The 25,687-nt window shown below is 62.3% G+C and carries 23 protein-coding genes; 1 reads left to right on the top strand and 22 read right to left on the bottom strand.

Annotated features, from left to right (window positions below):
• Positions 1–15 precede the first annotated feature (15 nt).
• The 7 genes from R6G97_RS04625 to R6G97_RS04595 form a co-directional block, all read right to left on the bottom strand.
• Positions 16–876, bottom strand: coding sequence for a peptidoglycan DD-metalloendopeptidase family protein (locus tag R6G97_RS04625; RefSeq protein ID WP_043208810.1), 861 nt, complete (start codon positions 874–876; stop codon positions 16–18).
• 186 nt (positions 877–1,062) lie between these two features.
• Entirely contained in the window at positions 1,063–1,701 is a 639-nt protein-coding gene (locus R6G97_RS04620; RefSeq protein WP_167358117.1) for a protein-L-isoaspartate(D-aspartate) O-methyltransferase, read from the bottom strand.
• Positions 1,702–1,739: 38 nt separating this feature from the next.
• Positions 1,740–2,489: a 5'/3'-nucleotidase SurE gene (gene surE, locus R6G97_RS04615; protein WP_043208815.1), complete on the bottom strand. Its 750-nt coding sequence runs from the start codon at positions 2,487–2,489 to the stop codon at positions 1,740–1,742.
• Positions 2,477–3,535 carry a tRNA pseudouridine(13) synthase TruD gene (truD, locus tag R6G97_RS04610; RefSeq protein ID WP_043208817.1) on the bottom strand — a complete coding sequence of 353 codons (1,059 nt, stop codon included), beginning with the start codon at positions 3,533–3,535 and terminating at the stop codon, positions 2,477–2,479. The genes surE and truD overlap by 13 nt, the downstream gene beginning before the upstream one ends.
• Entirely contained in the window at positions 3,532–4,005 is a 474-nt protein-coding gene (ispF, locus tag R6G97_RS04605; protein WP_043208819.1) for a 2-C-methyl-D-erythritol 2,4-cyclodiphosphate synthase, read from the bottom strand. The genes truD and ispF overlap by 4 nt, the downstream gene beginning before the upstream one ends.
• Positions 4,006–4,129: 124 nt before the next feature.
• Positions 4,130–4,984: an S-formylglutathione hydrolase gene (gene fghA, locus R6G97_RS04600; protein ID WP_070572357.1), complete on the bottom strand. Its 855-nt coding sequence runs from the start codon at positions 4,982–4,984 to the stop codon at positions 4,130–4,132.
• Positions 4,985–4,993: 9 nt separating this feature from the next.
• Positions 4,994–6,106, bottom strand: coding sequence for an S-(hydroxymethyl)glutathione dehydrogenase/class III alcohol dehydrogenase (locus R6G97_RS04595; protein ID WP_043208823.1), 1,113 nt, complete (start codon positions 6,104–6,106; stop codon positions 4,994–4,996).
• 108 nt (positions 6,107–6,214) lie between these two features.
• Here R6G97_RS04595 and R6G97_RS04590 point away from each other — a divergent pair, with 108 nt between their 5' ends.
• Entirely contained in the window at positions 6,215–7,111 is an 897-nt protein-coding gene (locus tag R6G97_RS04590; RefSeq protein WP_102082224.1) for a LysR substrate-binding domain-containing protein, read from the top strand.
• A gap of 59 nt (positions 7,112–7,170) precedes the next feature.
• Here R6G97_RS04590 and ispD read toward each other — a convergent pair whose 3' ends face one another.
• From ispD to bamA, 15 genes are all read right to left on the bottom strand, one after another.
• The gene (gene ispD / locus R6G97_RS04585) at positions 7,171–7,878 is read right to left on the bottom strand and encodes a 2-C-methyl-D-erythritol 4-phosphate cytidylyltransferase (protein WP_317847849.1); all 708 of its coding nucleotides are present in this window, start codon (positions 7,876–7,878) and stop codon (positions 7,171–7,173) included.
• Complete coding sequence (gene ftsB, locus R6G97_RS04580) at positions 7,875–8,156, bottom strand: cell division protein FtsB (protein WP_043208829.1); 282 nt, start codon at positions 8,154–8,156, stop codon at positions 7,875–7,877. The genes ispD and ftsB overlap by 4 nt, the downstream gene beginning before the upstream one ends.
• Before the next feature lie 157 nt (positions 8,157–8,313).
• Positions 8,314–9,603, bottom strand: a complete 1,290-nt coding sequence (gene eno, locus R6G97_RS04575; protein ID WP_043208831.1) for a phosphopyruvate hydratase — start codon at positions 9,601–9,603, stop codon at positions 8,314–8,316.
• A gap of 149 nt (positions 9,604–9,752) precedes the next feature.
• Complete coding sequence (gene kdsA / locus R6G97_RS04570; protein ID WP_043208834.1) at positions 9,753–10,598, bottom strand: 3-deoxy-8-phosphooctulonate synthase; 846 nt, start codon at positions 10,596–10,598, stop codon at positions 9,753–9,755.
• A gap of 3 nt (positions 10,599–10,601) precedes the next feature.
• A complete protein-coding gene (locus R6G97_RS04565; RefSeq protein WP_043208837.1) occupies positions 10,602–12,230 on the bottom strand; it encodes a CTP synthase in 1,629 nt (542 codons plus the stop codon).
• Positions 12,231–12,499: 269 nt separating this feature from the next.
• Positions 12,500–13,795, bottom strand: coding sequence for a tRNA lysidine(34) synthetase TilS (gene tilS, locus R6G97_RS04560; protein WP_090346085.1), 1,296 nt, complete (start codon positions 13,793–13,795; stop codon positions 12,500–12,502).
• 148 nt (positions 13,796–13,943) lie between these two features.
• Positions 13,944–14,891 carry an acetyl-CoA carboxylase carboxyltransferase subunit alpha gene (locus tag R6G97_RS04555; protein ID WP_043208841.1) on the bottom strand — a complete coding sequence of 316 codons (948 nt, stop codon included), beginning with the start codon at positions 14,889–14,891 and terminating at the stop codon, positions 13,944–13,946.
• A 105-nt stretch (positions 14,892–14,996) separates the two neighbouring features.
• A complete protein-coding gene (gene dnaE / locus R6G97_RS04550) occupies positions 14,997–18,521 on the bottom strand; it encodes a DNA polymerase III subunit alpha (RefSeq protein WP_317847848.1) in 3,525 nt (1,174 codons plus the stop codon).
• An 89-nt stretch (positions 18,522–18,610) separates the two neighbouring features.
• Positions 18,611–19,234, bottom strand: coding sequence for a ribonuclease HII (rnhB, locus tag R6G97_RS04545; protein WP_043208846.1), 624 nt, complete (start codon positions 19,232–19,234; stop codon positions 18,611–18,613).
• Position 19,235: 1 nt separating this feature from the next.
• Complete coding sequence (lpxB, locus tag R6G97_RS04540; RefSeq protein ID WP_043208848.1) at positions 19,236–20,363, bottom strand: lipid-A-disaccharide synthase; 1,128 nt, start codon at positions 20,361–20,363, stop codon at positions 19,236–19,238.
• A gap of 1 nt (position 20,364) precedes the next feature.
• The gene (lpxA, locus tag R6G97_RS04535; protein ID WP_043208850.1) at positions 20,365–21,141 is read right to left on the bottom strand and encodes an acyl-ACP--UDP-N-acetylglucosamine O-acyltransferase; all 777 of its coding nucleotides are present in this window, start codon (positions 21,139–21,141) and stop codon (positions 20,365–20,367) included.
• Positions 21,138–21,578 (bottom strand): 3-hydroxyacyl-ACP dehydratase FabZ, encoded by a 441-nt coding sequence (fabZ, locus tag R6G97_RS04530; protein ID WP_003252314.1) that lies wholly within the window; start codon positions 21,576–21,578, stop codon positions 21,138–21,140. Before fabZ ends, lpxA begins: the two co-directional genes overlap by 4 nt.
• Positions 21,579–21,691: 113 nt before the next feature.
• Positions 21,692–22,747: a UDP-3-O-(3-hydroxymyristoyl)glucosamine N-acyltransferase gene (lpxD, locus tag R6G97_RS04525; protein WP_102082219.1), complete on the bottom strand. Its 1,056-nt coding sequence runs from the start codon at positions 22,745–22,747 to the stop codon at positions 21,692–21,694.
• Between the two features lies 1 nt (position 22,748).
• On the bottom strand, positions 22,749–23,252 hold the full coding sequence (locus tag R6G97_RS04520) for an OmpH family outer membrane protein (RefSeq protein ID WP_043208855.1): 504 nt from the start codon (positions 23,250–23,252) through the stop codon (positions 22,749–22,751).
• A 44-nt stretch (positions 23,253–23,296) separates the two neighbouring features.
• A complete protein-coding gene (gene bamA, locus R6G97_RS04515) occupies positions 23,297–25,648 on the bottom strand; it encodes an outer membrane protein assembly factor BamA (protein ID WP_043208857.1) in 2,352 nt (783 codons plus the stop codon).
• Positions 25,649–25,687 lie beyond the last annotated feature (39 nt).

Below are 25,687 nucleotides of genomic sequence, written 5' to 3'. Positions count from 1 at the left end.
GGCTGGGTGCAAAGATCAACGACGTGGCAAGAACTGGAGCGGATCGACGGGTTTGCCCTGGCGGCGAATCTCGAAATGCAGCTTCACCCGATCAGTGCCCGTGGACCCCATTTCAGCGATCGTCTGCCCTGCCTTGACCTGCTGCCCCTCCCGAACCAAAAGCCTGCGGTTATGACCGTAGGCACTGACGTAGGTATCGTTGTGCTTGATGATGATCAGCTCGCCGTAGCCCCTCAAGCCACTTCCGGCATACACCACTGAACCACCAGACGCAGCAAAAACAGGCTGTCCCAAATCACCGGCGATATCAATGCCTTTATTCAAACTACCGTTTGAAGCGAATTTTCCAATCAGCACACCATTGGCAGGCCAGCTCCAGCCCCCTACCGAACGCTCGGCGGCAGGTACCTGGGTAATCACTGGGGCAGTCGTCGTCGCAGGTGGGGTGACCGGTTTACCGCCATTGCTGGCAGGCGGCGTGGAGGTGCTTGCCACCGGGCGGCGGGTGACCGTGGTCTTGCTCGAGGAGGACGGGCTGGACACTACCGTGGTGCTGCCACCGCTGCCGCTGCTGAAGCGGATCGGCTGGCCGGGGCGAATGGTATAGGGCGCCGCGATGCCGTTGCGCGCGGCCAGCTCTTTGTAGTCCCAACCGTAGCGGAAGGCGATGGAGTACAAGGTATCGCCGGGCTTGACCACATATTGGCCTGAGGTAACGGTCGGGCGCTTGGGCACGGTGTTGTTGCGATCCACCACGCGAGCGCCACTCGAACCGGTGCTGGAGCAGCCCGCCAGCGATGTCGCCATGGCCAGCGCAATCACCAGAAGCTTGAAAACCGACCGATCCTTGCGTTGCCGCATGATTGTGTGACCCACCCGCGCTCCCCTCATGGTGCCGAAAAACGATATGACGATACGAAATGCAATATTGTTGCAATTATAAACGAGACAGACCGGCTTGGGTGGCTGGCTCAGGTGCCGCGGCAAGCGCGACGAAACCCCGCACGATAGACAGGTTCGTGGCTGAAGAATTCGTCGACGACGCAAATATTCAGCGCGCCCTCACGCCACCGGACCGTTGAGCAGCGGTACGAAACGCACGGCGCCCAGCACACGACGGGAGAACCCATGTTCCTCGCGTACGATCAACATCAACTGTTGGGACTCGCCGGCAGCGCCCACTGGAATCACCATGCGTCCACCCGGCGCCAGCTGGTCCAGCAAGGCTTGGGGAACCTCCGGCGCCACGGCTGTCACGATGATGCCGTTGTAAGGCGCCAGCGCCGGCCATCCTTCACAGCCGTCGCCCCAACGAAACACCACGTTGCGCAGGTTGAGCTCGACCAGGCGCTCCTTGGCCCGGTCCTGCAGGACCTTGATCCGCTCCACCGAGAACACCCGCTCCACCAGTTGCGCGAGAATGGCGGTCTGGTAACCCGACCCCGTGCCGATCTCCAGGACCTTGTCCAACGGCCCGGCCTCCAGCAGCAGCTCACTCATGTGCGCCACCATGAACGGCTGGGAAATGGTCTGGTTATGCCCGATCGGCAGCGCGGTGTCCTCGTAGGCCCGGTGCGCCAGGGCCTCGTCGACAAACAGATGACGCGGGGTGCGACGGATGACCTCGAGCACCTGGGTGTTCGAGACGCCTTCCTCGTACAGACGCTGGATCAACCGCTCCCGGGTACGCTGGGAGGTCATGCCGATGCCTCGGCGCAGCAGATCGTCCTGTTCACGCATCAGAGCAGATCCTCCACCCAGCCATCGAGACGCTCGAAGGCTTCGTTGAAGGTGCGGTCCAGTTGCAGCGGGGTGATCGACACGTACCCCTGCATCACCGCGTGAAAGTCGGTACCCGGCCCGCCGTCCTCGGCGTCACCGGCCACGGCGATCCAGTAGCCTTCCTTGCCACGCGGGTTGACCACCTTGGTCGGCGCCGCTGCCCGCGCCCGATGGCCGAGCCGGGTGAGCTGGATGCCACGAATGTGTTCCAGAGGCAGGTTTGGGATGTTCACGTTGAGCACGGTGCGAGGCGGCAGCTCCAGGCGCGACTGGGCTTCAACCAGGCGGCGGGCGATGTAGGCCGCGGTCGGCAGGTTGTCCGGCAGGCGCGACAACAGCGAGAACGCCAGCGATGTGCCGCCCAGGAAGCGCCCCTCCAGTGCCGCGGCGACCGTGCCGGAATAGAGCACGTCATCCCCGAGGTTGGCTCCCAGGTTGATACCGGACACGACCATATCGGGCGTCTCGGGCAACAACCCGTTGAGCCCTAAATGCACGCAGTCGGTGGGCGTGCCGTTCAGGCTGATGAAGCCGTTGGCCAAGGTCTGCGGATGCAGCGGCCGGTCCAGTGTCAGTGAACTGCTCGCACCGCTTTTGTCTTGATCCGGGGCAATCACCACGCACTCGGCGTAGTCCGCCAGCGCAGCATGCAGCGCGGCAAGGCCGGGTGCGGTAACACCGTCGTCATTCGAAATCAGAATACGCATGGGCTGTCCGTCTGCCCTGCCGGCACCAGATCGACGAGCTCGCGCACCACCACGGTGGCGAAGCATCCGGCCGGAAGGACGAATTCCAGTTGCAGGATATCAGGCTCGGGATAATGCCACGTCAGCCCGCCAATAGGGAGCCGCAGGATGCGTCGTTCGTGATTCATGCCTGCTCGTGCCAACCACTGGCACAGCGCCAGATGCCGATCGCCGATGGCTGTTTCCAGCATAGACGTATCGCCGCGGGTCGGTGAGACGCCTTCGCCCCAGAGCGGCCCGGTGGGATGCAAGTCAAGAATCGCCAGTCGTGGATCGGTACATTCCTGCTCACCCGCCGGGAAGAAACTGCGGCTTTCTGTGAAGGCCAGCAAATCACCGACCTGCGCTGTGTTCCAGCTACCATTGGCGACACGCGCGGCCAGTACCTGGTTGAACACGTAGCTGCGCGCGGCGGACAATAGCCGCGAGCGGACATTGCGCTGCTCCGGCAACGCGTTTCGCTCGGCCCACTGGCGGGCGTCATGCACGTTGCCGCCCTCGTGGCCGAACCGTTGGCTGCCGAAGTAGTTGGGTACCCCGTGCTGCTTGAGTTGTTCCAGGCGCGCATCGAGGGCTTGGTGATCGGCCGCAAGGGCCGTGAGGCGCAAGGTGAAGCCGTTAGCCGAATGGGCCCCGCGCTGGAGCTTGCGCTGGTGACGCACCTGCTTGAGTACGCGCAGGCTTGCATCTTCGGCACGGGACAGGTCAGGGTCGGCCTTGCCCGGCAGGTGCAGACTGAACCACTGACGGGTCAGGGCCTGCCGGTCCTTGAGGCCGGCATAGCTGATCGAGCGAACCGGCACGCCGGCGGCACGCGCCAGGCGACGGGCCGCTTCCTCGGTGTTCAGGTCACGTTTTTCGACCCACAGCCAGAGGTGCTCGCCCTGGCCAGAGAGGGGAATGTCCAGCACTTCGTCGACCTGAAAGTCCTCAGCCACTGCCTTGAGCACCGCCTGGCCCAAGGAGCCCCCCCAGGCCCGTGGGCCCAGCAGTTCCAGTTCGGTCATGCTGGCAGCAACAGGGCCACCGCATGCACGGCGATGCCCTCCTCACGGCCGGTGAAACCCAGCTTCTCGGTGGTGGTGGCCTTGACGTTGACTTGGTCGAGTTCGACCTGCAGGTCTTCGGCGATCAACTGGCGCATGGTCGGGATATGCGGTGCCATCTTGGGTGCCTGGGCGACGATGGTGGTGTCGACGTTGCCGACCTTCCAGCCCTTGGCCTGAACGATGCCGACCACATGGCGCAGCAGCGCCCGGCTGTCGGCCCCTTTGAACTGAGGGTCGGTATCGGGGAAATGCTTGCCGATGTCGCCCAACGCCGCAGCGCCAAGCAGGGCATCGCTGAGCGCATGCAGCAGCACATCGCCGTCGGAATGGGCCAGCAGGCCGTATTTGTGGGGTATACGCACCCCGCCCAGGGTAATGAAATCACCGTCGCCGAAACGGTGGACATCGTAGCCGTGGCCAATACGCATAAGAAAAAGCCCTGAATGAGTCAGGGCTGGATTCTACCTGCTTTGCTGGATATTGGGGCTGCTTTGCAGCCCCTTTACCGCAGCGACCCTGCTGGTGCGAAGCGGCCGCAAAGAAGCCCCTGGATCAGACCCTGCCCAACGCCACCGCGTGATGGCGCAGGTGTTCATCGATGAAGCTGGCGATGAAGTAGTAGCTGTGGTCATAGCCAGGCTGCAAACGCAGCGTCAGCTCATGCCCTCCCTTGCGCGCCGCCTGCTCCAGCGCCTGGGGCTTGAGCTGCTTCTCGAGAAAGTCATCCCGGTCACCCTGGTCGATCAGCAGCGGCGGGCATTGCCCGGCGGCTGTCTCGGCCAGCAGTACGCTGGCATCCCACTCGCGCCAGCGCGCCCGGTCGTCCCCCAGGTAACGGGAGAAAGCCTTTTCACCCCACGGGCAATCCATCGGATTGCTGATCGGCGAAAAGGCCGACACCGAGCGATAGCGCCCAGGGTTGCGTAGGGCGCAAACCAAGGCACCGTGCCCACCCATGGAGTGGCCGCTGATACTGCGCAGGTCGGAGGCCGGAAAATGCGCCTCGACCAAGGCGGGCAGCTCCTGCACCACGTAGTCGTGCATGCGGTAGTGCTGAGCCCAGGGCTGCTGGGTGGCGTTGAGGTAGAAACCTGCGCCCAGACCAAAGTCCCAGGCGCCATCCGGGTCACCCGGCACCTGCTCGCCGCGCGGGCTGGTGTCGGGGGCAACGATGATCAGGCCAAGCTCTGCGGCCAGGCGCTGGGCGCCGGCCTTTTGCATGAAGTTCTCGTCCGTGCACGTCAGGCCACTGAGCCAGTACAACACCGGCAGTTTCTCGCCCTGCTCGGCCTGCGGCGGCAGGTAGACGGCGAACACCATGTCGCAACCCAGGACCTTGGAGGCGTGCCGGTAGCGCTTGTGCCAGCCGCCGAAGCTTTTCTGGCAGGAGATGTTTTCCAGGCTCATGGGCAAACCTCAGAAATGGATCACGCTGCGGATGCTCTTGCCTTCATGCATCAGGTCGAAGGCTTTGTTGATGTCCTCCAGGCCCATGGTGTGGGTGATGAAGGTATCCAGCGGGATCTCGCCTTTCTGCGACATTTCCACGTAGCTTGGCAGCTCGCTGCGACCACGCACACCGCCGAATGCCGAACCACGCCAGACTCGGCCGGTCACCAGCTGGAACGGACGGGTGGAGATTTCCTGCCCGGCGCCGGCGACACCGATGATCACCGACTCACCCCAACCTTTGTGGCAGCACTCCAGCGCCGCACGCATCAGCTGGACGTTGCCTACGCATTCGAAGGAGTAGTCCACACCACCGTCGGTGAGATCGACGATGACTTCTTGGATCGGACGGTCATAGTCCTTCGGGTTCACGCAGTCGGTGGCGCCAAGCTGGCGAGCGATCTCGAACTTGGCCGGGTTGATGTCCACGGCGATGATGCGCGAAGCCTTTGCCTTCACCGCACCGATGATCGCCGACAGACCGATGCCGCCCAGACCGAAGATGGCGACGGTGTCGCCAGCCTTGACCTTAGCGGTGTTGAGCACGGCACCAATACCGGTGGTGACACCGCATCCGAGCAGGCAGACCTTCTCCAGCGGCGCATCCTTGGCGATCTTGGCCACGGAGATTTCCGGCAACACGGTGTACTCGGAGAACGTCGAGGTGCCCATGTAGTGGAACAGTTGCTGGCCTTTATAGGAAAAACGGGTGGTGCCGTCCGGCATCAGGCCCTTGCCCTGAGTGGCGCGGATGGCCTGGCACAGGTTGGTCTTGCCCGATCGGCAGAATTTGCACTGGCCGCATTCGGGGGTGTACAGCGGGATCACGTGGTCGCCGACAGCGACCGAGGTGACACCCTCGCCCACGGCTTCGACGATCGCACCGCCCTCGTGGCCCAGGATCGAGGGGAAGATACCTTCCGGGTCGGCGCCCGACAGGGTGTAGGCATCGGTATGGCAGACACCGCTGGCCACCACACGCAGGAGCACTTCACCCGCTTTGGGCATGGCCACGTCGACTTCGACGATTTCCAGGGGTTTCTTGGCCTCGAAGGCAACAGCGGCGCGGGACTTGATCATCAACGGAACTCCAGACAAGGGATGATTGCTTCGGCTCAGTGTAATTCAAGCACTTTTGATGAATAATCCGGCGCAAGTAAAAACATTATTGCCATGCAGGGATAATCAATGAGCAGTCGCTGGGAAGGCATCGACGAATTCGTCGCGGTGGCCGAGTCAGGCCAGTTCACCGCCGCCGCCGAACGCCTGGGTGTTTCGTCCTCGCACATCAGCCGACAAATCGCTCGTCTGGAAGAGCGCTTGCAGACACGGCTTCTGTACCGCAGTACCCGCCGGGTGACCCTGAGCGAGGCAGGGCAGACCTTCCTGCAACATTGCCAGCGCTTGCAGGACGGACGCGAAGAAGCCCTGCGCGCCATGGGCGACCTTGCCAGCGAGCCCAAAGGGCTGTTGCGCATGACCTGCGCGGTGGCTTATGGAGAACGCTTCATCGTCCCCTTGGTGACGCGCTTCATGGCCCAGTATCCGCAACTGCGCGTTGAGGTGGAACTGAGCAACCGCACCTTGGACTTGGTGCATGAGGGAATGGACCTGGCGATACGCCTCGGGCGACTGCAGGACTCACGCCTGGTGGCTACGCGCCTGGCCCCCCGGCGCATGTACCTGTGCGCCTCCCCCGCCTACCTTGAGCGCTATGGTCGCCCCCACAGCCTGTCGGAACTGACTCGGCACAACTGCCTGATCGGCAGTTCCGACCTCTGGGTATTGCAGCAGGATGGGCGGGAGTTGAGTCAGCGGGTGCAGGGCAACTGGCGCTGCAACAGCGGGCAGGCCGTGCTGGATGCAGCATTGTTGGGCATGGGGTTGTGCCAGTTGCCGGACTATTACGTACTTGAGCACCTCAACAGCGGTGCGCTGGTATCGCTGCTCGAAGCGCACCAGCCACCGAACACGGCTGTATGGGCGTTGTACCCGCAGCAAAGGCACTTGTCACCGAAAGTGCGGCGGCTGGTGGACTTTCTGAAGGAAGGGCTGGCGGGGCTGCCAGAGTATCGGCAAAACTGAGGATTCCGATGACCTCTTCACGGGGGCACTTGCGAAGAGGTGGACGCAGGTGTTCGGTTTCAGCGACGGGCGGCCCAGCGCTGGCGCAACCATTCCAGGTCTTCCGGACGGGTGACCTTTATGTTGTCGCTGCGCCCTTCAATCAAGCGCGGCGCCTGACCGGACCATTCGATGGCCGAGGCCTCGTCCGTGATCACCACATCGGAGACCAGGCACTCGGCCAGGGCCCGGTGCAAGGCCCCCAGGCGGAACATCTGCGGCGTGTAGGCCTGCCAGATGGTGCTGCGATCCACCGTGGCACTGACCCGTCCATTGGCATCGGCACGCTTGAGCGTGTCGCGAGCAGGCACCGCAAGTAAACCTCCGACAGGATCGTCGGCCAACTCCGACAGCAACCGATCCAGATCACTGCGTGCCAGGTTCGGTCGCGCCGCGTCATGCACCAGCACCCAGTCGCTGTCCGCCGCCCCTTGGGCATGCAAAAGCAATAGTGCATTGAGCACCGAGTCGGCCCGCTCACGCCCCCCGGCCGCACGCTGTATGCGTGGGTCGTTGGCACAGCGTAGGCCAGGCCAGTAGGGATCATCGGCGGCAATGCTGACCACCACGCCCTTGAGCGAGGGGTGGTCGAGAAAACAGTCGAGGCTATGCTCGAGAAGGGTCTGCCCGCCCAATTGCAGATATTGCTTGGGACGATCGGCAGCCATGCGGGCACCGACGCCCGCGGCGGGAATCACGGCCCAGAAAGCCGGTAGCGTCTGCGTCATTTCTGCGGCAACTGGTAGAGGGTTTCACCCTCCTTGACCATCCCCAATTCGTGACGAGCCCGCTCTTCGACGGTCTCCATACCTTTTTTCAACTCCAGAACTTCAGCATCCAGCACGCGATTACGCTCGAGCAGCCGCTCGTTCTCGGCATGCTGTTCGGCGATCTGCTGCTTGAGCTCGGCCACTTGCGCCAGGCTGCCGTTACCCACCCAAAGGCGGTACTGCAGGCCGCCGAGCAGCAGGAGCAGGACGAGAAACAACCAATAGGGACTGCGCATCAAGATATCCAGAGGAAAAAGGCCGCCGCAGCGAGCTTCCAATAGCACGAAGCCTGGCCGAGGCCAGGCTTCGTCGACAGAAACCCGTAAGAGGCGTCTGACAGCTCAGTACGAACGTTCAGACGGCCTCGGCTGCTGCCTTTTTACCATCTCTTGCTCAGCCGCGAAACTCGGCACGACCGCGGTACACGGCCTTGGCGCCCAGTTGCTCTTCGATACGCAGCAGCTGGTTGTACTTCGAGACGCGGTCGGAACGGCACAGCGAACCGGTCTTGATCTGGCCAGCAGCGGTACCGACGGCCAGATCGGCGATGGTGGAGTCCTCGGTTTCACCCGAACGGTGGGAGATGACCGCGGTGTAGCCGGCAGCCTTGGCCATCTGGATGGCTTCCAGGGTTTCGGTCAGCGAGCCGATCTGGTTGAACTTGATCAGGATCGAGTTACCGATGCCCTTCTCGATGCCTTCCTTGAGGATCTTGGTGTTGGTCACGAACAGGTCGTCGCCGACCAGCTGTACCTTGGCACCGATCTTGTCGGTGAGGATCTTCCAGCCAGCCCAGTCGGACTCGTCCAGGCCATCTTCGATCGAGATGATCGGGAAGCGCTCGGTCAAGCCCTTGAGGTAATCGGCAAAGCCTTCGGCATCGAACGACTTGCCTTCGCCAGACAGGTTGTACTTGCCGTCTTCGTAGAACTCGGAAGCCGCGCAGTCCAAGGCCAGGGTCACGTCGGTGCCCAGCTTGTAGCCGGCCTTCTCGACTGCCTCGGCGATGGCGCCCAGGGCGTCTTCGTTGGAGGTCAGGTTTGGCGCGAAACCACCTTCGTCACCCACAGCGGTGTTCAGGCCACGAGCCTTGAGCACGGCTTTGAGGTGGTGGAAGATTTCGGTACCCATGCGCAGGGCATCGGAGAAGGTCTTGGCGCCAACCGGCTGAACCATGAACTCCTGGATGTCGACGTTGTTGTCGGCGTGCTCGCCGCCGTTGATGATGTTCATCATCGGAACCGGCATGGAGTACTGGCCTGGGGTGCCATTGAGGTTGGCGATGTGTGCGTACAGCGGCAGGTCCTGATCCTGGGCAGCAGCCTTGGCGGCAGCCAGGGAGACGGCCAGGATGGCGTTGGCGCCCAGCTTGGCCTTGTTCTCGGTACCGTCCAGTTCGATCATGGCGCGGTCCAGGGCCTTCTGGTCGGCCGGGTCCTTGCCCAGCAGCAGGTCGCGGATCGGGCCGTTGATGTTGGCAACAGCCTTCAGCACGCCCTTGCCCAGGTAACGGCTCTTGTCGCCATCACGCAGCTCCAGCGCTTCACGCGAGCCGGTGGAAGCACCGGACGGCGCGCAGGCGCTGCCGATGATGCCGTTGTCGAGCAGAACATCGGCTTCCACGGTGGGGTTGCCACGCGAATCGAGAACTTCACGACCTTTGATGTCGACGATTTTTGCCATTGTTGTAAGCACTCCAGAATTGACGAAAACAACGCAGCTAAGGAAATCTGGGCGTTCGCCAGGCAGTTCGGAAACGGGCAGGCCTGGCGAAGGCGACCCCTGACCGTTCGGTCAGGGGTGAGGGCGGTACTTTACCGGAGAAATGAGCTTTACGCGGTCTCTACCGTCGGAAAACTTTTCACCAGGTCGTCCAGTTGCTTGAGCTGGGCCAGGAACGGCTCCAGCTTGTCCAGGCGCAGGGCGCAAGGACCATCGCACTTGGCGTTGTCCGGGTCCGGGTGGGCTTCCAGGAACAGCCCGGCCAGGCCTTGGCTCATGCCGGCCTTGGCCAGGTCGGTGACCTGGGCGCGACGACCACCGGCGGAATCGGAGCGACCGCCCGGCATCTGCAGGGCATGGGTCACATCGAAGAACACCGGATACTCGAACTGCTTCATGATGCCGAAGCCGAGCATGTCCACGACGAGGTTGTTGTAGCCGAAGCTCGAACCACGCTCGCAGAGGATCAACTGGTCGTTACCGGCTTCTTCGCACTTGGTCAGGATGTGCTTCATTTCCTGAGGCGCGAGGAACTGAGCCTTCTTGATGTTGATCACGGCGCCGGTCTTGGCCATCGCCACGACCAGGTCGGTCTGGCGCGACAGGAAGGCTGGCAGCTGGATGATGTCGCACACCTTGGCGACGGGCTCGGCTTGGTAGGGCTCGTGCACGTCGGTGATCACCGGCACCTTGAAGGTCTGCTTGATCTCTTCGAAGATCTTCAGCCCTTCTTCCATGCCCGGACCACGGTAGGAGTTGATCGACGAACGGTTGGCCTTGTCGAAGCTGGCCTTGAACACGTAAGGGATACCGAGCTTCTCGGTGACCCGCACGTAGGCTTCGCAGACCTTCAGGGCCAGGTCACGGGACTCCAGGACGTTCATGCCGCCGAACAGGACGAACGGCTTGTCGTTGGCGATCTCGATGCTACCGACGCGAATGATCTTCTGGGTCATGGATCAGGCCTTGTTCTTCTGGGCCAGGGCCGCCTTGACGAAACCACTGAACAGCGGGTGGCCGTCACGTGGGGTCGAGGTGAACTCGGGGTGGAACTGGCAAGCGACGAACCATGGGTGGTCCTTGGACTCGACCACTTCAACCAGCGCACCGTCCTCGGAACGACCGGATACCACCAAGCCTGCCTCGACCAGCTGTGGCAGCAGGTTGTTGTTCACTTCGTAGCGGTGGCGGTGACGCTCGGTGATCACATCCTTGCCATAGCAGTCATGGACCTTGGAGCCGGCCGCCAGCTGGCAGTCCTGAGCACCCAGGCGCATGGTGCCGCCCAGGTCGGAAGCTTCGGAACGGGTCTCGACCGCGCCGGTGGCATCGGCCCATTCGGTGATCAGGCCGACGACCGGGTGGCCGCTGTTGCGGTCGAACTCGGTGGAGTTGGCGTCTTTCCAGCCCATCACGTTACGTGCGAACTCGATGACCGCGACCTGCATGCCCAGGCAGATGCCCAGGTACGGCACCTTGTTTTCGCGCGCGTACTGGACAGCGGTGATCTTGCCTTCGACGCCGCGCAGACCGAAACCGCCCGGGACGAGAATGGCATCGGCGCCTTCGAGCAGGCTGGTGCCCTGGTTCTCGATGTCTTCGGAGTCGATGTAGCGCAGGTTGACCTTGGTGCGGTTCTTGATGCCCGCGTGGCTCATGGCCTCGATCAGCGACTTGTACGCATCCAGCAGTTCCATGTACTTGCCGACCATGGCGATGGTGACTTCATGCTCAGGGTTCAGCTTGGCATCGACGACCTGGTCCCACTCGGACAAATCGGCGCTGCTGCACTGCAGGCCGAAGCGCTCGACGACGAAGTCGTCCAGGCCCTGGGCATGCAATACACCTGGGATCTTGTAGATGGTATCGACGTCTTGCAGAGAGATCACCGCACGCTCTTCGACGTTGGTGAACAGGGCGATCTTGCGGCGCGACGACGCGTCGACCGGGTGGTCGGAACGGCAGATCAGCACGTCCGGCTGCAGGCCGATGGAGCGCAGTTCCTTGACCGAATGCTGGGTCGGTTTGGTCTTGGTCTCGCCGGCAGTGGCGATGTAAGGAACCAGGGTCAGGTGCATCAGCATGGCGCGCTTGGAACCCACTTCGACGCGCAGCTGGCGGATCGCCTCGAGGAACGGCTGCGACTCGATGTCACCGACGGTGCCACCGATCTCGACCAGGGCAACGTCGGCATCGCCGGCGCCCTTGATGATGCGACGCTTGATCTCGTCGGTGATGTGCGGGATGACCTGGATGGTCGCGCCCAGGTAGTCGCCACGGCGCTCCTTGCGCAGCACATGCTCGTAGATACGGCCGGTGGTGAAGTTGTTGTTCTGGGTCATGGTGGTGCGGATGAACCGCTCGTAGTGGCCCAGGTCGAGGTCGGTCTCGGCGCCATCGTGGGTGACGAACACTTCACCATGCTGGAACGGGCTCATGGTGCCGGGGTCGACGTTGATGTACGGATCCAGCTTGAGCATGGTGACCTTGAGCCCCCGCGCCTCCAGGATGGCCGCCAAGGAAGCCGAGGCAATGCCTTTCCCCAATGAAGAAACAACACCGCCCGTGACGAATATGTAGCGCGTCATGAAAAACCCTAGAAGTCTGCGTTAAAGCGGTCAGCGCCGCCGGAGAAAGCGAAGGAAGGCCGAAGCCCCCGATCACCTGCGTCAATCACAGTGCATCTCGAACAACTGCCGCGTCTGTACAAACCAGGGATATCCCCGGCATGGAGCTCGCTCGTCATTTTAAGAATCAGCCCAGCAAAAAACTGCTTGGTAATCGGCAACTGCTGTGTTTTCGAGGAACCCACAGAAGCTGTATCAAGAAGGGAGGGTAGTCTACCGGAATGTACCCTTCAGCTCAAACCTTGCACGCTCGTCGGCGGCCGCCAATGCAACTGGATACCGCCCTGCCCTGCCAGCGGCAGGTTGGCCACTGCCAGCAGGCGCTCGCCCTGCCACAGCAGTGGTAAACGCGAGCGCACGAAATGCGGGACTTGCAGCTCGTTCAGCAAGCGCTTGAGGTCACGACGGCCCCGTCCTGGCACCTCGAGCATCTCGCCGCCCTGACGGTAGCGCACCTGCACCTCACCTGGCGGACAATCACCCTGCACGGACACGCAACCATTACCGGGTAACGTCAGAGGCACGCTTGGGTCCGCCCAGGCCAGAACGCCCTGGACCGGCACCAGCCATTGACCCTTCAACCACCAGATGCGCCCATGACTGCGCTGCAACTCACCATCGCCCAGCCGCCACACCGGCTGGGCATCGACGACTGCGTCACGCAGGCTGTCCCAGCCGGCCCAATGACGGGCGTCGGGTAACCGAGTCCGACGGCTCAACCAATATTGCAGGGCATTTCGCTGGCGCGCTGGCGATAATGCCTCAAGCGCGGCCAGATCGAGAGAGTCCAGGCCGAGCCAGGCAAACGGTGCCCCTTGTGCGGCTCCCGCCAGATCATCTGCCGCCAGCTCGTCCAGCAAGCCCAGGGCCTCGCCCAAATGCCCAGCACTGCGGGCAAGATTGCTCGCGGCCTGAGGCCAACGATGATTCAGCACAGGGAATACCTCGCCGCGCAGGTAGTTTCGGGCATAGGTGGTATTGGCGTTGGAGGGATCCTCGATCCAGCAAAGCCCCTGTGCATTGGCCTGCGCGAGCAACTGCGCCCGCCCGACCGCCAGCAGGGGCCGGGCCAGCCACCCCTGCCCCAGGGGGCGTGCTGCCGGCATGGCCGCCAGCCCGCGCAGTCCGGCACCGCGCAACAGACGAAAGAGCAAGGTCTCGGCCTGGTCCTCGCGGTGCTGACCTGTGAACAGCACCTCCCCAGCCCCGAGCACTTGCGCGAATGCGGCATAGCGGGCATCCCGGGCCGCCTGTTCCAGGCTGGCACCGGGCGTGACCTGAACATGGATGACCTGGAGCTCGAGACCCAGCCCATCACAGATCGACTGGCAATGTTGCGGCCAATCATCAGCAGCGGCTTGCAGGCCATGATGGATGTGCACGGCGCGCAGTGGCGGGGCGCGATGACGACGGGCGTAATCGGCCAGCAGCTGCAGCAGGACGGTGGAGTCGAGGCCGCCGGAGAAAGCGACGTACCAGGCGGGGGCATTGAGCCAGGGGGAAAGTTGAGCGGTGAGGTTGATCATCAGGACCTCACATGACGGAGGATCATCGCAGATGCTTCGCGCCCCTTTCGCGAGTGAACCCGCTCCCACAATAGCACTGCGATCTAGGGCAATGCCGTCGTGGAAGGAGCGGGTTTATCCGAAGATAGGCGCGACGCCCCCGAATGGGTCAGACGCCGTAGCTCATCAGGCGATCGTAACGACGGGCCAGCAGCGCATCGTGATCGAACTTGCCCAGCATCTCGAGCTGCTCGACCAGGTCGGCACGGATGCTTTCGGACATCTTCGCAGGGTCACGGTGGGCGCCGCCCAGAGGCTCGCTGATGACCTTGTCGACGATGTTCAGGCTCTTCAGGCGCTCGGCGGTGATGCCCATTGCCTCGGCAGCATCGGCAGCCTTGTCGGCAGTCTTCCACAGGATCGAGGCGCAGCCTTCCGGCGAGATCACCGAGTAGGTGGAATACTGCAGCATGTTCAATTGGTCGCACACGCCGATGGCCAGCGCACCACCGGAACCGCCCTCACCGATGACGGTGGCGATGATCGGGGTCTTCAGGCGTGCCATTACCCGCAGGTTCCAGGCGATGGCCTCGCTCTGGTTGCGCTCCTCGGCGTCGATACCAGGGTAGGCACCCGGAGTATCGATGAAGGTCAGGATAGGCATCTTGAAGCGCTCGGCCATTTCCATCAGGCGGCAGGCCTTGCGGTAGCCTTCCGGACGCGGCATGCCAAAGTTGCGGCGCACCTTTTCACGCACTTCACGGCCCTTCTGGTGACCGATGACCATGACCGGCTTGCCGTCCAGGCGCGCGGTACCGCCGACGATCGCAGCATCGTCAGCGAAGTGACGGTCGCCGTGCAGCTCTTCGAACTCGGTGAAGATGTGGTCGATGTAGTCCAGGGTATAGGGACGACGAGGGTGACGGGCCAGACGGGCGATTTGCCAGCTGGTCAGGTTGCCGAAGATGCTTTCGGTCAGGGTATTGCTCTTGTCTTGCAGACGGGCAATTTCATCGCTGATGTTCAGCGAATTGTCGTTGCCCACCAGGCGCAGCCCTTCGATCTTGGCTTGCAGGTCGGCAATCGGCTGTTCGAAATCGAGGAAATTCGGGTTCATAGGCATCCGTCTTGGGTCTACGGCCAGGCGGCCGGCCGGTTGATCCGTTTGGCGCCCTACCTTAAGGGATCAGGCGCATTCAGGTCGAGATTAAAATTCGTCGGTTCAGCGGTATTGCAGGAAGACGTTCTCACGTCCGAACTGGTCACGCAGCGCTTGAATCAGGCCGTCGGCGGGATCGATCGACCACTCGTCGCCAAACTGCAGCATCGCCCGCGCCTCGCTCCCGGTGTACTCCAGGGTGATCGGGCAGCCACCGCGATGACGGGTGATCAGCTCGCCCAGCCAGGCCAGTCGGTCGCCCTTGAGGGCCTCGTGGGCCACCTTCAGGCGCAGACTCTCGGCCAGCTTGGTGCGGGCATCCTCCATGGTCATCACTTGCTTGACCCGCAGGCGCAGGCCGCCGGAAAAGTCGTCGTGACTGACCTCTCCTTCCACCACCACCATCGCATCCGTCTGCAACAGGGCCTGAGCCGCCATGAACGCATCGGCAAACAAAGAAGCCTCGATACGCCCGGAACGGTCGTCGAGGGTGACGAAGCCCATCTTGTCGCCTTTCTTGTTCTTCATCACCCGCAGCGCAATGATCATGCCTGCCACGGTCTGGGTGTCGCGGGACGGCTTGAGATCAATGATGCGCTGGCGCGCGAAGCGGCGAATCTCGGTCTCGTACTCGTCGATCGGGTGGCCGGTCAGGTACAGGCCCAAGGTGTCCTTCTCGCCCCGCAGACGCTCCTTCAGGGTCAGCTCGCGCACCTTGCGGTGGTTGGCGTAGACGTCGGAGTCCTGTTCGACGAACAGGCCGCCGAACAGATCCACGTGACCGCTGTCGGCAGTACGAGCGATCTGCTCGGCAGCCTTGATCGCCTCTTCCAGGGCCGAAAGCAGCACCGCACGGTTGCGGTCGATGTTGGCCTGGTAGGCCTTGATTTCGTCATGGAAGTACGGGCCCAGGCGGTCAAGCGCGCCACTGCGGATCAGCGCATCGAGCGTTCGCTTGTTGATACGCTTGAGATCGACGCGCTCGCAGAAGTCGAACAGGTCCTTGAATGGCCCGCCCTCGGCACGCGCTTCGACGATGGCCTCGACCGGGCCCTCACCGACGCCCTTGATCGCCCCGAGCCCATAAACGATGCGGCCATCGTCGTTGACCGTGAACTTGAAGTCGGAGTTGTTCACATCCGGCGCGTCCAGGCGCAGCTTCATGCTGCGCACTTCTTCGATCAGCACCACCACCTTGTCGGTGTTGTGCATATCCGCCGACAGGACCGCAGCCATGAAAGGCGCCGGGTAGTGGGTCTTGAGCCAGGCTGTCTGATAGGACACCAGGCCATAGGCGGCCGAGTGGGACTTGTTGAAACCGTAACCTGCGAATTTCTCCACCAGGTCGAAGATGTTGCCCGCCAGGTCTGCATCGATACCGTTGTTGGCGCAACCTTCGATGAAGCCGCCGCGCTGCTTGGCCATTTCCTCAGGTTTTTTCTTACCCATGGCGCGACGCAGCATGTCGGCGCCGCCCAAGGTATAGCCGGCCATGACCTGGGCGATCTGCATCACCTGTTCCTGGTACAGGATGATGCCGTAGGTCGGCGCCAGTACCGGCTTGAGGCCTTCGTACTGGTAGTCCGGGTGCGGGTAGGCCAGCTCGGCGCGTCCGTGCTTACGGTTGATGAAGTCATCCACCATGCCCGATTGCAGCGGGCCGGGGCGGAACAGCGCCACGAGTGCGATGAGGTCTTCCAGGCAGTCGGGCTTGAGCTTCTTGATCAGCTCCTTCATACCGCGCGATTCGAGCTGGAACACGGCCGTGGTCTCGGCCTTTTGCAAAAGCTCGTAGGTCTTCTTGTCGTCCAGCGGGATGAAGTCGATGTTGACGTCGGGCAGGTTCTTCTTGGCCTGCTCGCGGTTGATCGTCTCCATCGCCCACTTGATGATGGTCAGGGTACGCAGGCCGAGGAAGTCGAACTTCACCAGGCCCGCAGCCTCGACGTCATCCTTGTCGAACTGGGTCACCAGGCCGCCACCCTCTTCATCACAGGCGATCGGTGAGAAGTCAGTGAGCTTGGTCGGCGCGATCACCACGCCCCCGGCGTGCTTGCCGGTGCCTCGGGTAACGCCTTCGAGCTTCAGCGCCATGTCCCAGATTTCGCGGGCATCCTCGTCGCTCTTGAGGAAGTCGCGCAGGATTTCTTCCTGCTCGTAGGCCTTCTCCAGTGTCATGCCCACTTCGAACGGGATCATTTTCGACAGGCGGTCGGCCAGACCATAGGACTTGCCCTGGACGCGGGCCACGTCCCGCACCACCGCCTTGGCCGCCATGGTGCCGAAGGTGATGATCTGGCTGACTGCATTACGCCCGTAGGCCTCTGCCACGTAGTCGATCACCCGGTCGCGGCCATCCATGCAGAAGTCGACGTCGAAGTCGGGCATGGAAATACGTTCTGGGTTGAGGAAGCGCTCGAACAGCAGGTCATAGGCCAGCGGGTCGAGGTCGGTGATCTTCAACACATAAGCCACCAGCGAGCCCGCACCCGACCCCCGGCCAGGTCCCACCGGCACCCCGTTGTTCTTGGCCCACTTGATGAAGTCCATAACGATCAGGAAGTAACCGGGGAAGCCCATCTGGATGATGATATCCAGCTCGAACTTCAGGCGGTCCAGATAGACCTGGCGCTTCTCTTCGTAATTGGGCGTGGTCTCCTTGGGCCAGAGCACCGCCAGGCGCTCTTCCAGGCCTTCGTGGGAGACGTGACGCAGGTAGTCGTCGATGCCCATGCCGTTGGGCGTCGGGAAATCGGGGAGGAAGTACTTGCCCAACTGCACGGTGATGTTGCAGCGCTTGGCGATTTCCACTGTGTTGGCGATGGCGTCCGGCAGGTCGCTGAACAGCTCGGCCATTTCCTCGGCGGACTTGAGGTACTGCTGGTCGCTGTAGGCACGGGGCCGGCGCGGATCGTCGAGGGTCCAGCCCTCGCCGATGCAGACGCGGGTCTCGTGGGCGTCGAAGTCGGACTGCTTGATGAAACGCACATCGTTGGTCGCCACCAAGGGCGCACCGAAGCGGTCGGCCAGCGCCACGGCGGCATGCACGTACTCTTCGTCACCGCTGCGATTGGTCCGCTGCACCTCGACGTAGAAACGGTCGGGGAACATGCCCATCCAATCGCCAAGCAGCGCCTGAGCCTCGTCCTGGCGCCCCGTCATGAGCGCCATGCCGATGTCGCCTTCCTTGCCAGCGGACAGCGCGATCAGCCCTTCGCTGGCGGGGGCGATCCACTCGCGCTGGATGATCACCAAGCCGTTGCGCTGGCCTTCGGTCCAGCCGCGGGAAATCAATTCCGTGAGGTTGCGATAGCCCTTGGGGTTCATGGCCAGGAAGCAGATCCGCGAGAGCGGCGCTTCCGGGTCGCTGCCAGCCAGCCACAGGTCGGCACCACAGATCGGCTTGATGCCGGCGCCCATGGCGGTTTTGTAGAACTTCACCAGGGAGCACATGTTGCTCTGGTCGGTAATCGCCACCGCCGGCATGTTCATTCCGGCCAGTGCCTTGGCCAGCGGCTTGATCCGCACCAGGCCGTCGACCAGCGAAAACTCGGAGTGCACGCGAAGGTGAACGAAGGAAACCGACATGGAAAATCCTATAGCAGTGCCAGACAACAAGAGCGGGATTGTAGCGTAAAAGCCATGAAAGTTTGGGGCCGCAAAGCGGCCCCAATCGATCAGATCAAAGAGTCGGTGATGCCCTCACGGGCCTCCCACGCCGCGCGCACCGGGGCGAAGGAACGCCGATGTATCGGCGTCGGCCCCAGACGCGCCAACGCCTCAAGGTGCACAGGCGTCGGATACCCTTTGTGCCCACCGATCCCGTAGCCCGGATAGATCAGCTCGAACGCGCTCATCTCACGATCACGGGTGACCTTGGCCAGGATAGAGGCAGCCGCGATGGCCGGCACCTGGGCGTCCCCTTGAATCACAGGCGCCGCCGGCACCGCCAGCTTGGGGCAGCGGTTGCCATCGATCAGGGCGAGCTTGGGCGTGATGCTCAGCCCCTCGACCGCACGTTGCATGGCCAGCATCGTGGCCTGGAGAATGTTCAGTCGGTCGATTTCCTCGACCTCCGCCCGGGCGATGCAAAAGCTCAAAGCTTTTTCGCAGATCTCGTCGAACAGCGCTTCACGCTTGGCCTCGGTGAGCTTCTTCGAATCGTTGAGGCCAAGAATCGGCCGCTGCGGATCGAGAATCACTGCCGCGGTGACCACCGCCCCGCAGAGCGGGCCGCGACCAACTTCATCGACACCGGCGACCAATTCCTCGACCAGGTTGAAATCCAGCCCCATTTGCATCCTATCGGTCTCCCAGCAAGGCCAGCACCGCCTCGGCCGCCTGGTTGGAGGCGTCACGACGCAGGGTGCGGTGGATCTGGTCGAAACTTTCGGTCTGCTGCGCGCCGTTGCTGATCAGCGGTGCCACGGTCTGGGCCAAGGCTTCACTGGTGGCGGCGTCCTGCAGCAGCTCCGGCACCAGCAGGCGCTGGGCCAGCAAGTTGGGCAGCGACACGTAGGGGCTCTTCACCATGCGCTTGAGAATCCAGTAGGTCAGCGGTGCCAGGCGATAGGCGACCACCATAGGCCGCTTGTACAGCAGCGCCTCCAGGGTCGCGGTACCTGAAGCGATGAGCACCGCGTCGCAGGCTGCCAGGGCCTGGTGCGAGCGGCCATCGAGCAGGGTCACCGGCAGGTCGCGGCCCTGCAGCATCTGCTCGAGCTGGGCGCGTCGCGCCGGGTTGGCGCAGGGCGAGACGAAACGCACGCCCGGCACCAGCTCACGCAGACGCTGGGCCGTATCGAGGAACAACTCGCCCAGCCGGCCGACTTCACCACCACGACTGCCCGGCATCAAGGCCACCAATGGCCCCTCGCCCGCGCCTATGGCCTCACGGGCGGCCTGACGGTCGGCTTCGAGCGGGATCGTGTCCGCCAGCGGATGGCCGACGAAGCGCACCGGCACGCCCTTCTCTTCGTAGAATTTCGCCTCGAAGGGGAACAAGGTGAGCATCAGGTCGCAGCCTTCGCGGATCTTGAGCACACGCTTCTGCCGCCAGGCCCAGACAGAAGGGCTGACGTAATGCACGGTCTTGATCCCGGCCTGACGCAGCTTCAGTTCGATATTGAGAGTGAAATCCGGCGCATCGATGCCGATGAACACGTCGGGCTTTTCGGCGATGAGGGTGCTGATCAGTTCCTTGCGGCGCTTGAGCAGCTCGCGCAAGCGCCCGAGCACCTCGACCAACCCCATGACCGCCAGGCGCTCCATGGGGAAGTAGGACACCAGACCCTCGGCCTCCATCAAGGGACCGCCGACGCCAATGAAACGAACATCGGGATGGCGCGCCTTTAGCGCGCGCATCAGACCGGAGCCGAGAATATCGCCGCTGGCCTCACCCGCGACCAGCGCCACGCAAAGCTGGGCCATGTCAGCGGGTGATGCCGCGGGCGGAACTGAGAATCGACTGACGGAACAGTTCGACCTCGGGGTATTGGGAAGCAAGCTCGCCCAGCTCGTTGAGCGCATCTTCCACGGTCAGGCCGTGGCGATAGACGATCTTGTAGGCGCGGCGCAGGGCGTGGATGACTTCGTCACTGAAGCCCCGACGGCGCATGCCCTCGAAGTTCATGCTGCGTGCCTCGGCAGGGCTGCCGAACACCGTGACGAAAGCTGGCACGTCCTTGCCGATGGCCGTCCCCATGCCAGAGAAGGCATGGGCACCGATATGGCAGTACTGATGGACCAGGGTATAGCCGGACAGGATCGCCCAGTCACCCACGTGCACATGGCCGGCCAACGCAGTGTTGTTGACCAGGATGCAGTGGTTGCCGATGACGCTGTCATGCCCGATATGGGCATAGGCCATGATCAGGTTGTGGTCGCCCAGCGTGGTTTCCGAGCGGTCCTGAATGGTGCCTCGGTGAATGGTCACGCCTTCGCGGATCACATTGTGGTCCCCGATCACCAGACGCGTGGGTTCGCCCTTGTACTTGAGGTCAGGGGTATCTTCGCCGATGGAAGAGAACTGGAAGATACGGTTGTGCTTGCCGATGCGGGTCGGACCTTTGAGCACCACATGAGGTCCGATGACGGTGCCCTCGCCAATCTCCACGCCTGGGCCTACGATCGACCAGGGGCCCACCTCGACACCGTCGGCAATCTTGGCCGACGGATCGATGATCGCCCGAGGATCAATCGAACTCATAGGGAGCGTTCCGCGCAAGTGATCTCTGCCGAGCAGACCGGCTTGCCGTCGACCAGGGCGCGGCACTCGAACTTCCAGATCATGCTCTTACGGCTGAGGAACTTGGCTTCCAGCACCAGCTGGTCGCCTGGCAGCACCGGCTGGCGGAAGCGCAGCTTGTCGGAGCCGACGAAATAGTAAAGAGTGCCGTCCGCCGGCTTGGCATCGAGCATCTTGAATCCGAGAATCCCGGCCGCCTGGGCCATCGCCTCGATGATCAGCACGCCCGGCATGATTGGATGCGCCGGGAAGTGGCCATTGAAGAACGGCTCGTTGATGCTGACATTCTTGTAGGCACGAATGCTCTGGGCCTCGAAATCCAGATCCGTGACCCGGTCCACCAGCAGGAACGGGTAACGGTGAGGCAGGTATTCGCGAATCTCGTTGATGTCCATCATTTCGGGGGGAAGCCTGTAATAAGAATAGGGAGCGCAGGTGCTGACCACACGCTCCTTTTGCAATCCAAAGAGGAGCCAGCTAGCGTCTGTTCACTCTTGCTCAGGGAATGGTATCAGCCTTCTGATGTCGGCTGGCCACCTGAGGTCACGGTATCGACACGTTTTTCCAACTGCTGGAGACGCTTGGACATTTCATCCAACTGGCGGATACGCGCGGCGCTCTTGCGCCATTCGGCCAGAGGCTGCATGGCCGTGCCGGAAGAATAGCCGCCCGGCTCGGTGATCGAACGGGTGACCATGGTCATACCGGAAACGAATACGTTGTCGCAGACATCGATGTGACCCACCATGCCGACGCCACCGGCGATCATGCAATGCTTGCCGATGCGCGTGCTGCCGGAGATCCCGACACAGGCCGCCATTGCCGTGTGGTCACCGACCTGCACGTTGTGGGCGATCTGGATCTGGTTGTCGAGCTTGACGCCATTGCCGATACGAGTGTCCGACAGTGCACCGCGGTCAACGGCGGTGTTCACACCGATCTCAACGTCGTCACCCAGCGTCACACCGCCGATCTGGGCGATCTTCTGCCAGACGCCCTTCTCGTTGGCAAAGCCAAAGCCTTCCCCACCGATCACGGCACCGGACTGGATCACCACCCGCTTGCCGATGGTCACGTCGTGGTACAGCGTGACCCGCGGAGCGAGCCAACCACCCTCACCGATCACGCAACGTGCGCCAATAAAACAATGGGCGCCGACCGTCACGTTCGCGCCGATCCGCGCGCCGCTTTCGATCACGGCGAACGGGCCAATGCTGGCGCTGGCATCGACCTGTGCATTCTCATGTACCACGGCGCTGGGATGAATTCCCGCCACAGCCTTGGGCTTTGGATCGAACAGGTGCGAAATGCGGGCATACGCAAGGTATGGGTCCGCCACGATCAGTGCGTTGCCGGCGAAGCCTTCGGCGTCCTCGGCCTTGAGCAACACCGCGCCTGCCTGGGAATCGTCCAGGTACTTGCGGTACTGCTTGTTGGCAAGGAAGCTCAGCTGCCCGGCGGTGGCCTCCTGCAAGGTGGCCAATCCGGTGATTTGCAGCGCCTCTGGGCCTTTGAGCTGCGCCCCGAGGGCCTCGGCCAATTGGCCGAGCGTCATGGTCACGGTCATATCAACGGGCTTGGTTCATGCGCTCGATGACCTGGCGGGTGATGTCGTACTGCGGCTTGACATCGATTACCGCGCCGCGCTCGAGCACCAGGTCATAGCCACCTTTCTTGATCACTTCCTCGACAGCACCATCCAGCTTGGGCTTGAGCTGCTTGAGCATGTCACGGTCAGCAACGGCCTTGGCTTCGTTCAGCTCCTTGGACTGGAACTGGAAGTCGCGGGCCTTTTGCTTGAACTCGAGCTCCAGGCGCTCACGCTCCTGCTGCTGCATCTTGTCGCCACCCTTGATCAGGCGGTCCTGGATGCCTTTGGCACTGCTTTCCAGGTTCTTGAGCTTGGTCAGTTGTGGACCGAACTTCTTTTCGGCATCGACGGCGTACTTCTTGGCCGCGTCGGATTCGAGCAGCGCCATCTGATAGTTCAGCACGGCGACCTTCATTTCGGCGAAAGCCGGGGTGGCGACCAGCGCCGCGGCCATCACGGCCAGTTGGGTCAACTTACGCACGATGCACTCCTGGATAAACCGTTGTCGTTAAGCAAGGGCCGACCTTAGAAGGTCTGGCCCAGAGAGAATTGGAACACCTGGGTATCGGCGTCGTCCGGCTTCTTCACCGGCATCGCCAGGCTGAAGCTCAGCGGACCCAGCGCAGTGATCCAGGTGACGCCCAGACCGACAGAGCTTGCCATGCCCGAGAAACCGACCTTTTCGCAATCAGGCTTGTTGCCGCAATTGGTGTCGAACACGTTACCCACGTCCCAGAACACGGAAGTACGCAGGGAGCGCTGGTCTTTGACGAACGGCAGCGGGAACAGCAACTCGGCACCGCCCTGGACAAGGACGTTACCACCGAATGGCAGCGGATCCTGGTCCGGGTCCTTGATGGTGCCCGGCTTGGTGCCCTGGCTCGGCGTACTGCGGGGACCCAGACTGCTGTCCTTGAAGCCACGCACCGAGTTGAAGCCACCCGCGAAGTAGTTCTCGTAGAACGGCAGGCCGTCGGTGGAGCCGAAACCATCACCATAGCCCAATTCGGTGTGCAAGCGCAGGGTGTAGTCGTTGGTGATTGGCTTGAACAGCTGGCCGCGGTAGTCGATCTTGAAGAACGACAGGTCGCTGCCTGGAGTGGTTACCTCGGCGCTCAGGCTCTGGGAGTGACCACGGGTCGCCAGCACGCCCTTGTTGAGGGTCGATTCCGACCAGCCCGCCGAAGCCTTGAAGTTCAGGAAGCTGTCATCGCCTTCCTTATCCAGGAAGTCGAAGATCTCGTCGACGGTGTACTTGCCGGTCTTGATCTTGTCCTGCTGTACGTTCAGGCCGAAGGTCAGGCGCGAGGTTTCGCTGATCGGGTAACCGACGCTGACGCCAGCGCCCAGGCTGTCCACCGCATAGCTGGCCACGTCGACATCGAGGTCGTCATAGTCGGTGCTGCGGTAGAAGGCGTTGTAACCCAGGCTGACGCCGTCGGCGGTCCAGTAGGGGTCTACGAAGCCGAAGTTGTAGCGGGTCTGGTATTCCGAACGGGTCAGACCAACGGAAACCTTGTTACCGGTACCCAGGAAGTTGCTCTGGCTGATCGAACCACCCAGGATCAGGCCTGCGCTCTGGGCGAAACCGACGCTGGCGGTGATCGAGCCGGAGGCCTGCTCTTCAACGCTGTAGTTGACGTCGACCTGGTCGTCGGTGCCCGGCACCGGCGGGGTCTCGACGTTAACTTCCTTGAAGAAGCCCAGGCGCTCCAGACGGGTCTTGGACTGGTCGATCAGGTAGGTCGAGGCCCAGCCGCCTTCCATCTGGCGCATTTCGCGACGCAGCACTTCGTCTTCGGTCTTGGTGTTGCCGCGGTAGTTGATACGGTTGACGTAGGCACGCTTGCCCGGATCGACCACGAACATGATGTCGACGGTATGGTCTTCGTCGTGCGGCTGCGGCACGCCGTTGACGTTGGCGAAGGTGTAGCCTTCGTTACCCAGACGACGGGTGATCAGGTCGGAGGTGGTGGTCATCACCTTGCGCGAGAACACCTGGCCTGGCTGCACCAGCAACAGCGACTTGACCTGGTCTTCCGGCACCTTGAGGTCACCGGAGAGCTTCACGTCGCGTACGGTGTACTTCTCGCCTTCGTTGATGTTGACGGTGATGTAGACGTGCTTCTTGTCCGGGGTGATGGACACCTGGGTGGAAGCGATGTCCATGTTGATGTAGCCGCGGTCCAGGTAGTAGGAGCGCAGACGCTCCAGGTCACCGGAGAGCTTCTCGCGGGCATACTTGTCGTCGTTCTTGAAGAAGGACAGCCAGTTGGTGGTCTTGAGCTCGAACAGCTGGCTCAGTTCCTCGTCATCGAAGACATTGTTGCCAACGATGTTGATGTGCTGGATGGCAGCGACGGTGCCTTCGTTGATCTTGATCTTCAGGCCGACACGGTTGCGTGGTTGCGGTACCACTTCAGCGTCGACTTCGGCCGAGTAGCGGCCCTGGGCCACGTACTGGCGCTGCAGTTCGTTACGCACACCTTCGAGGGTGGCGCGCTGGAAGATTTCGCCTTCGGCCAGGCCGGACTGTTTCAGGCCCTTCATCAGGTCTTCGGTGCTGATCGCCTTGTTGCCTTCGATCTCGATGCTCGAAACCGATGGGCGCTCGACCACGTTGATGATCAGGACATTGCCGTCGCGGCTCAGCTGGATGTCCTGGAAGAAGCCGGTCTTGAACAGGGAGCGCGTGGACTCGACCAGGCGGCGATCGTCGGCCTGGTCACCCACGTTCAAGGGCAAGGCACCGAACACGCTGCCCGCGGAGACCCGCTGCAGACCATTGACGCGAATATCGGAGATGGTGAAGGACTCGGCGTGAACTTCAGCGATCATCAGTGCGGAGAGGACCGCAGTTAGCAGCAGACGTTTCATGAAGTCCTTTTATTCCAACTGGCAATAAACAACCCGCCG

The sequence above is a fragment of the Pseudomonas sp. HTZ2 genome (assembly GCF_033173945.1).
In the GTDB taxonomy this organism is placed as follows: domain Bacteria; phylum Pseudomonadota; class Gammaproteobacteria; order Pseudomonadales; family Pseudomonadaceae; genus Aquipseudomonas; species Aquipseudomonas guariconensis.
This window is presented reverse-complemented; position numbering and strand designations above follow the sequence as displayed.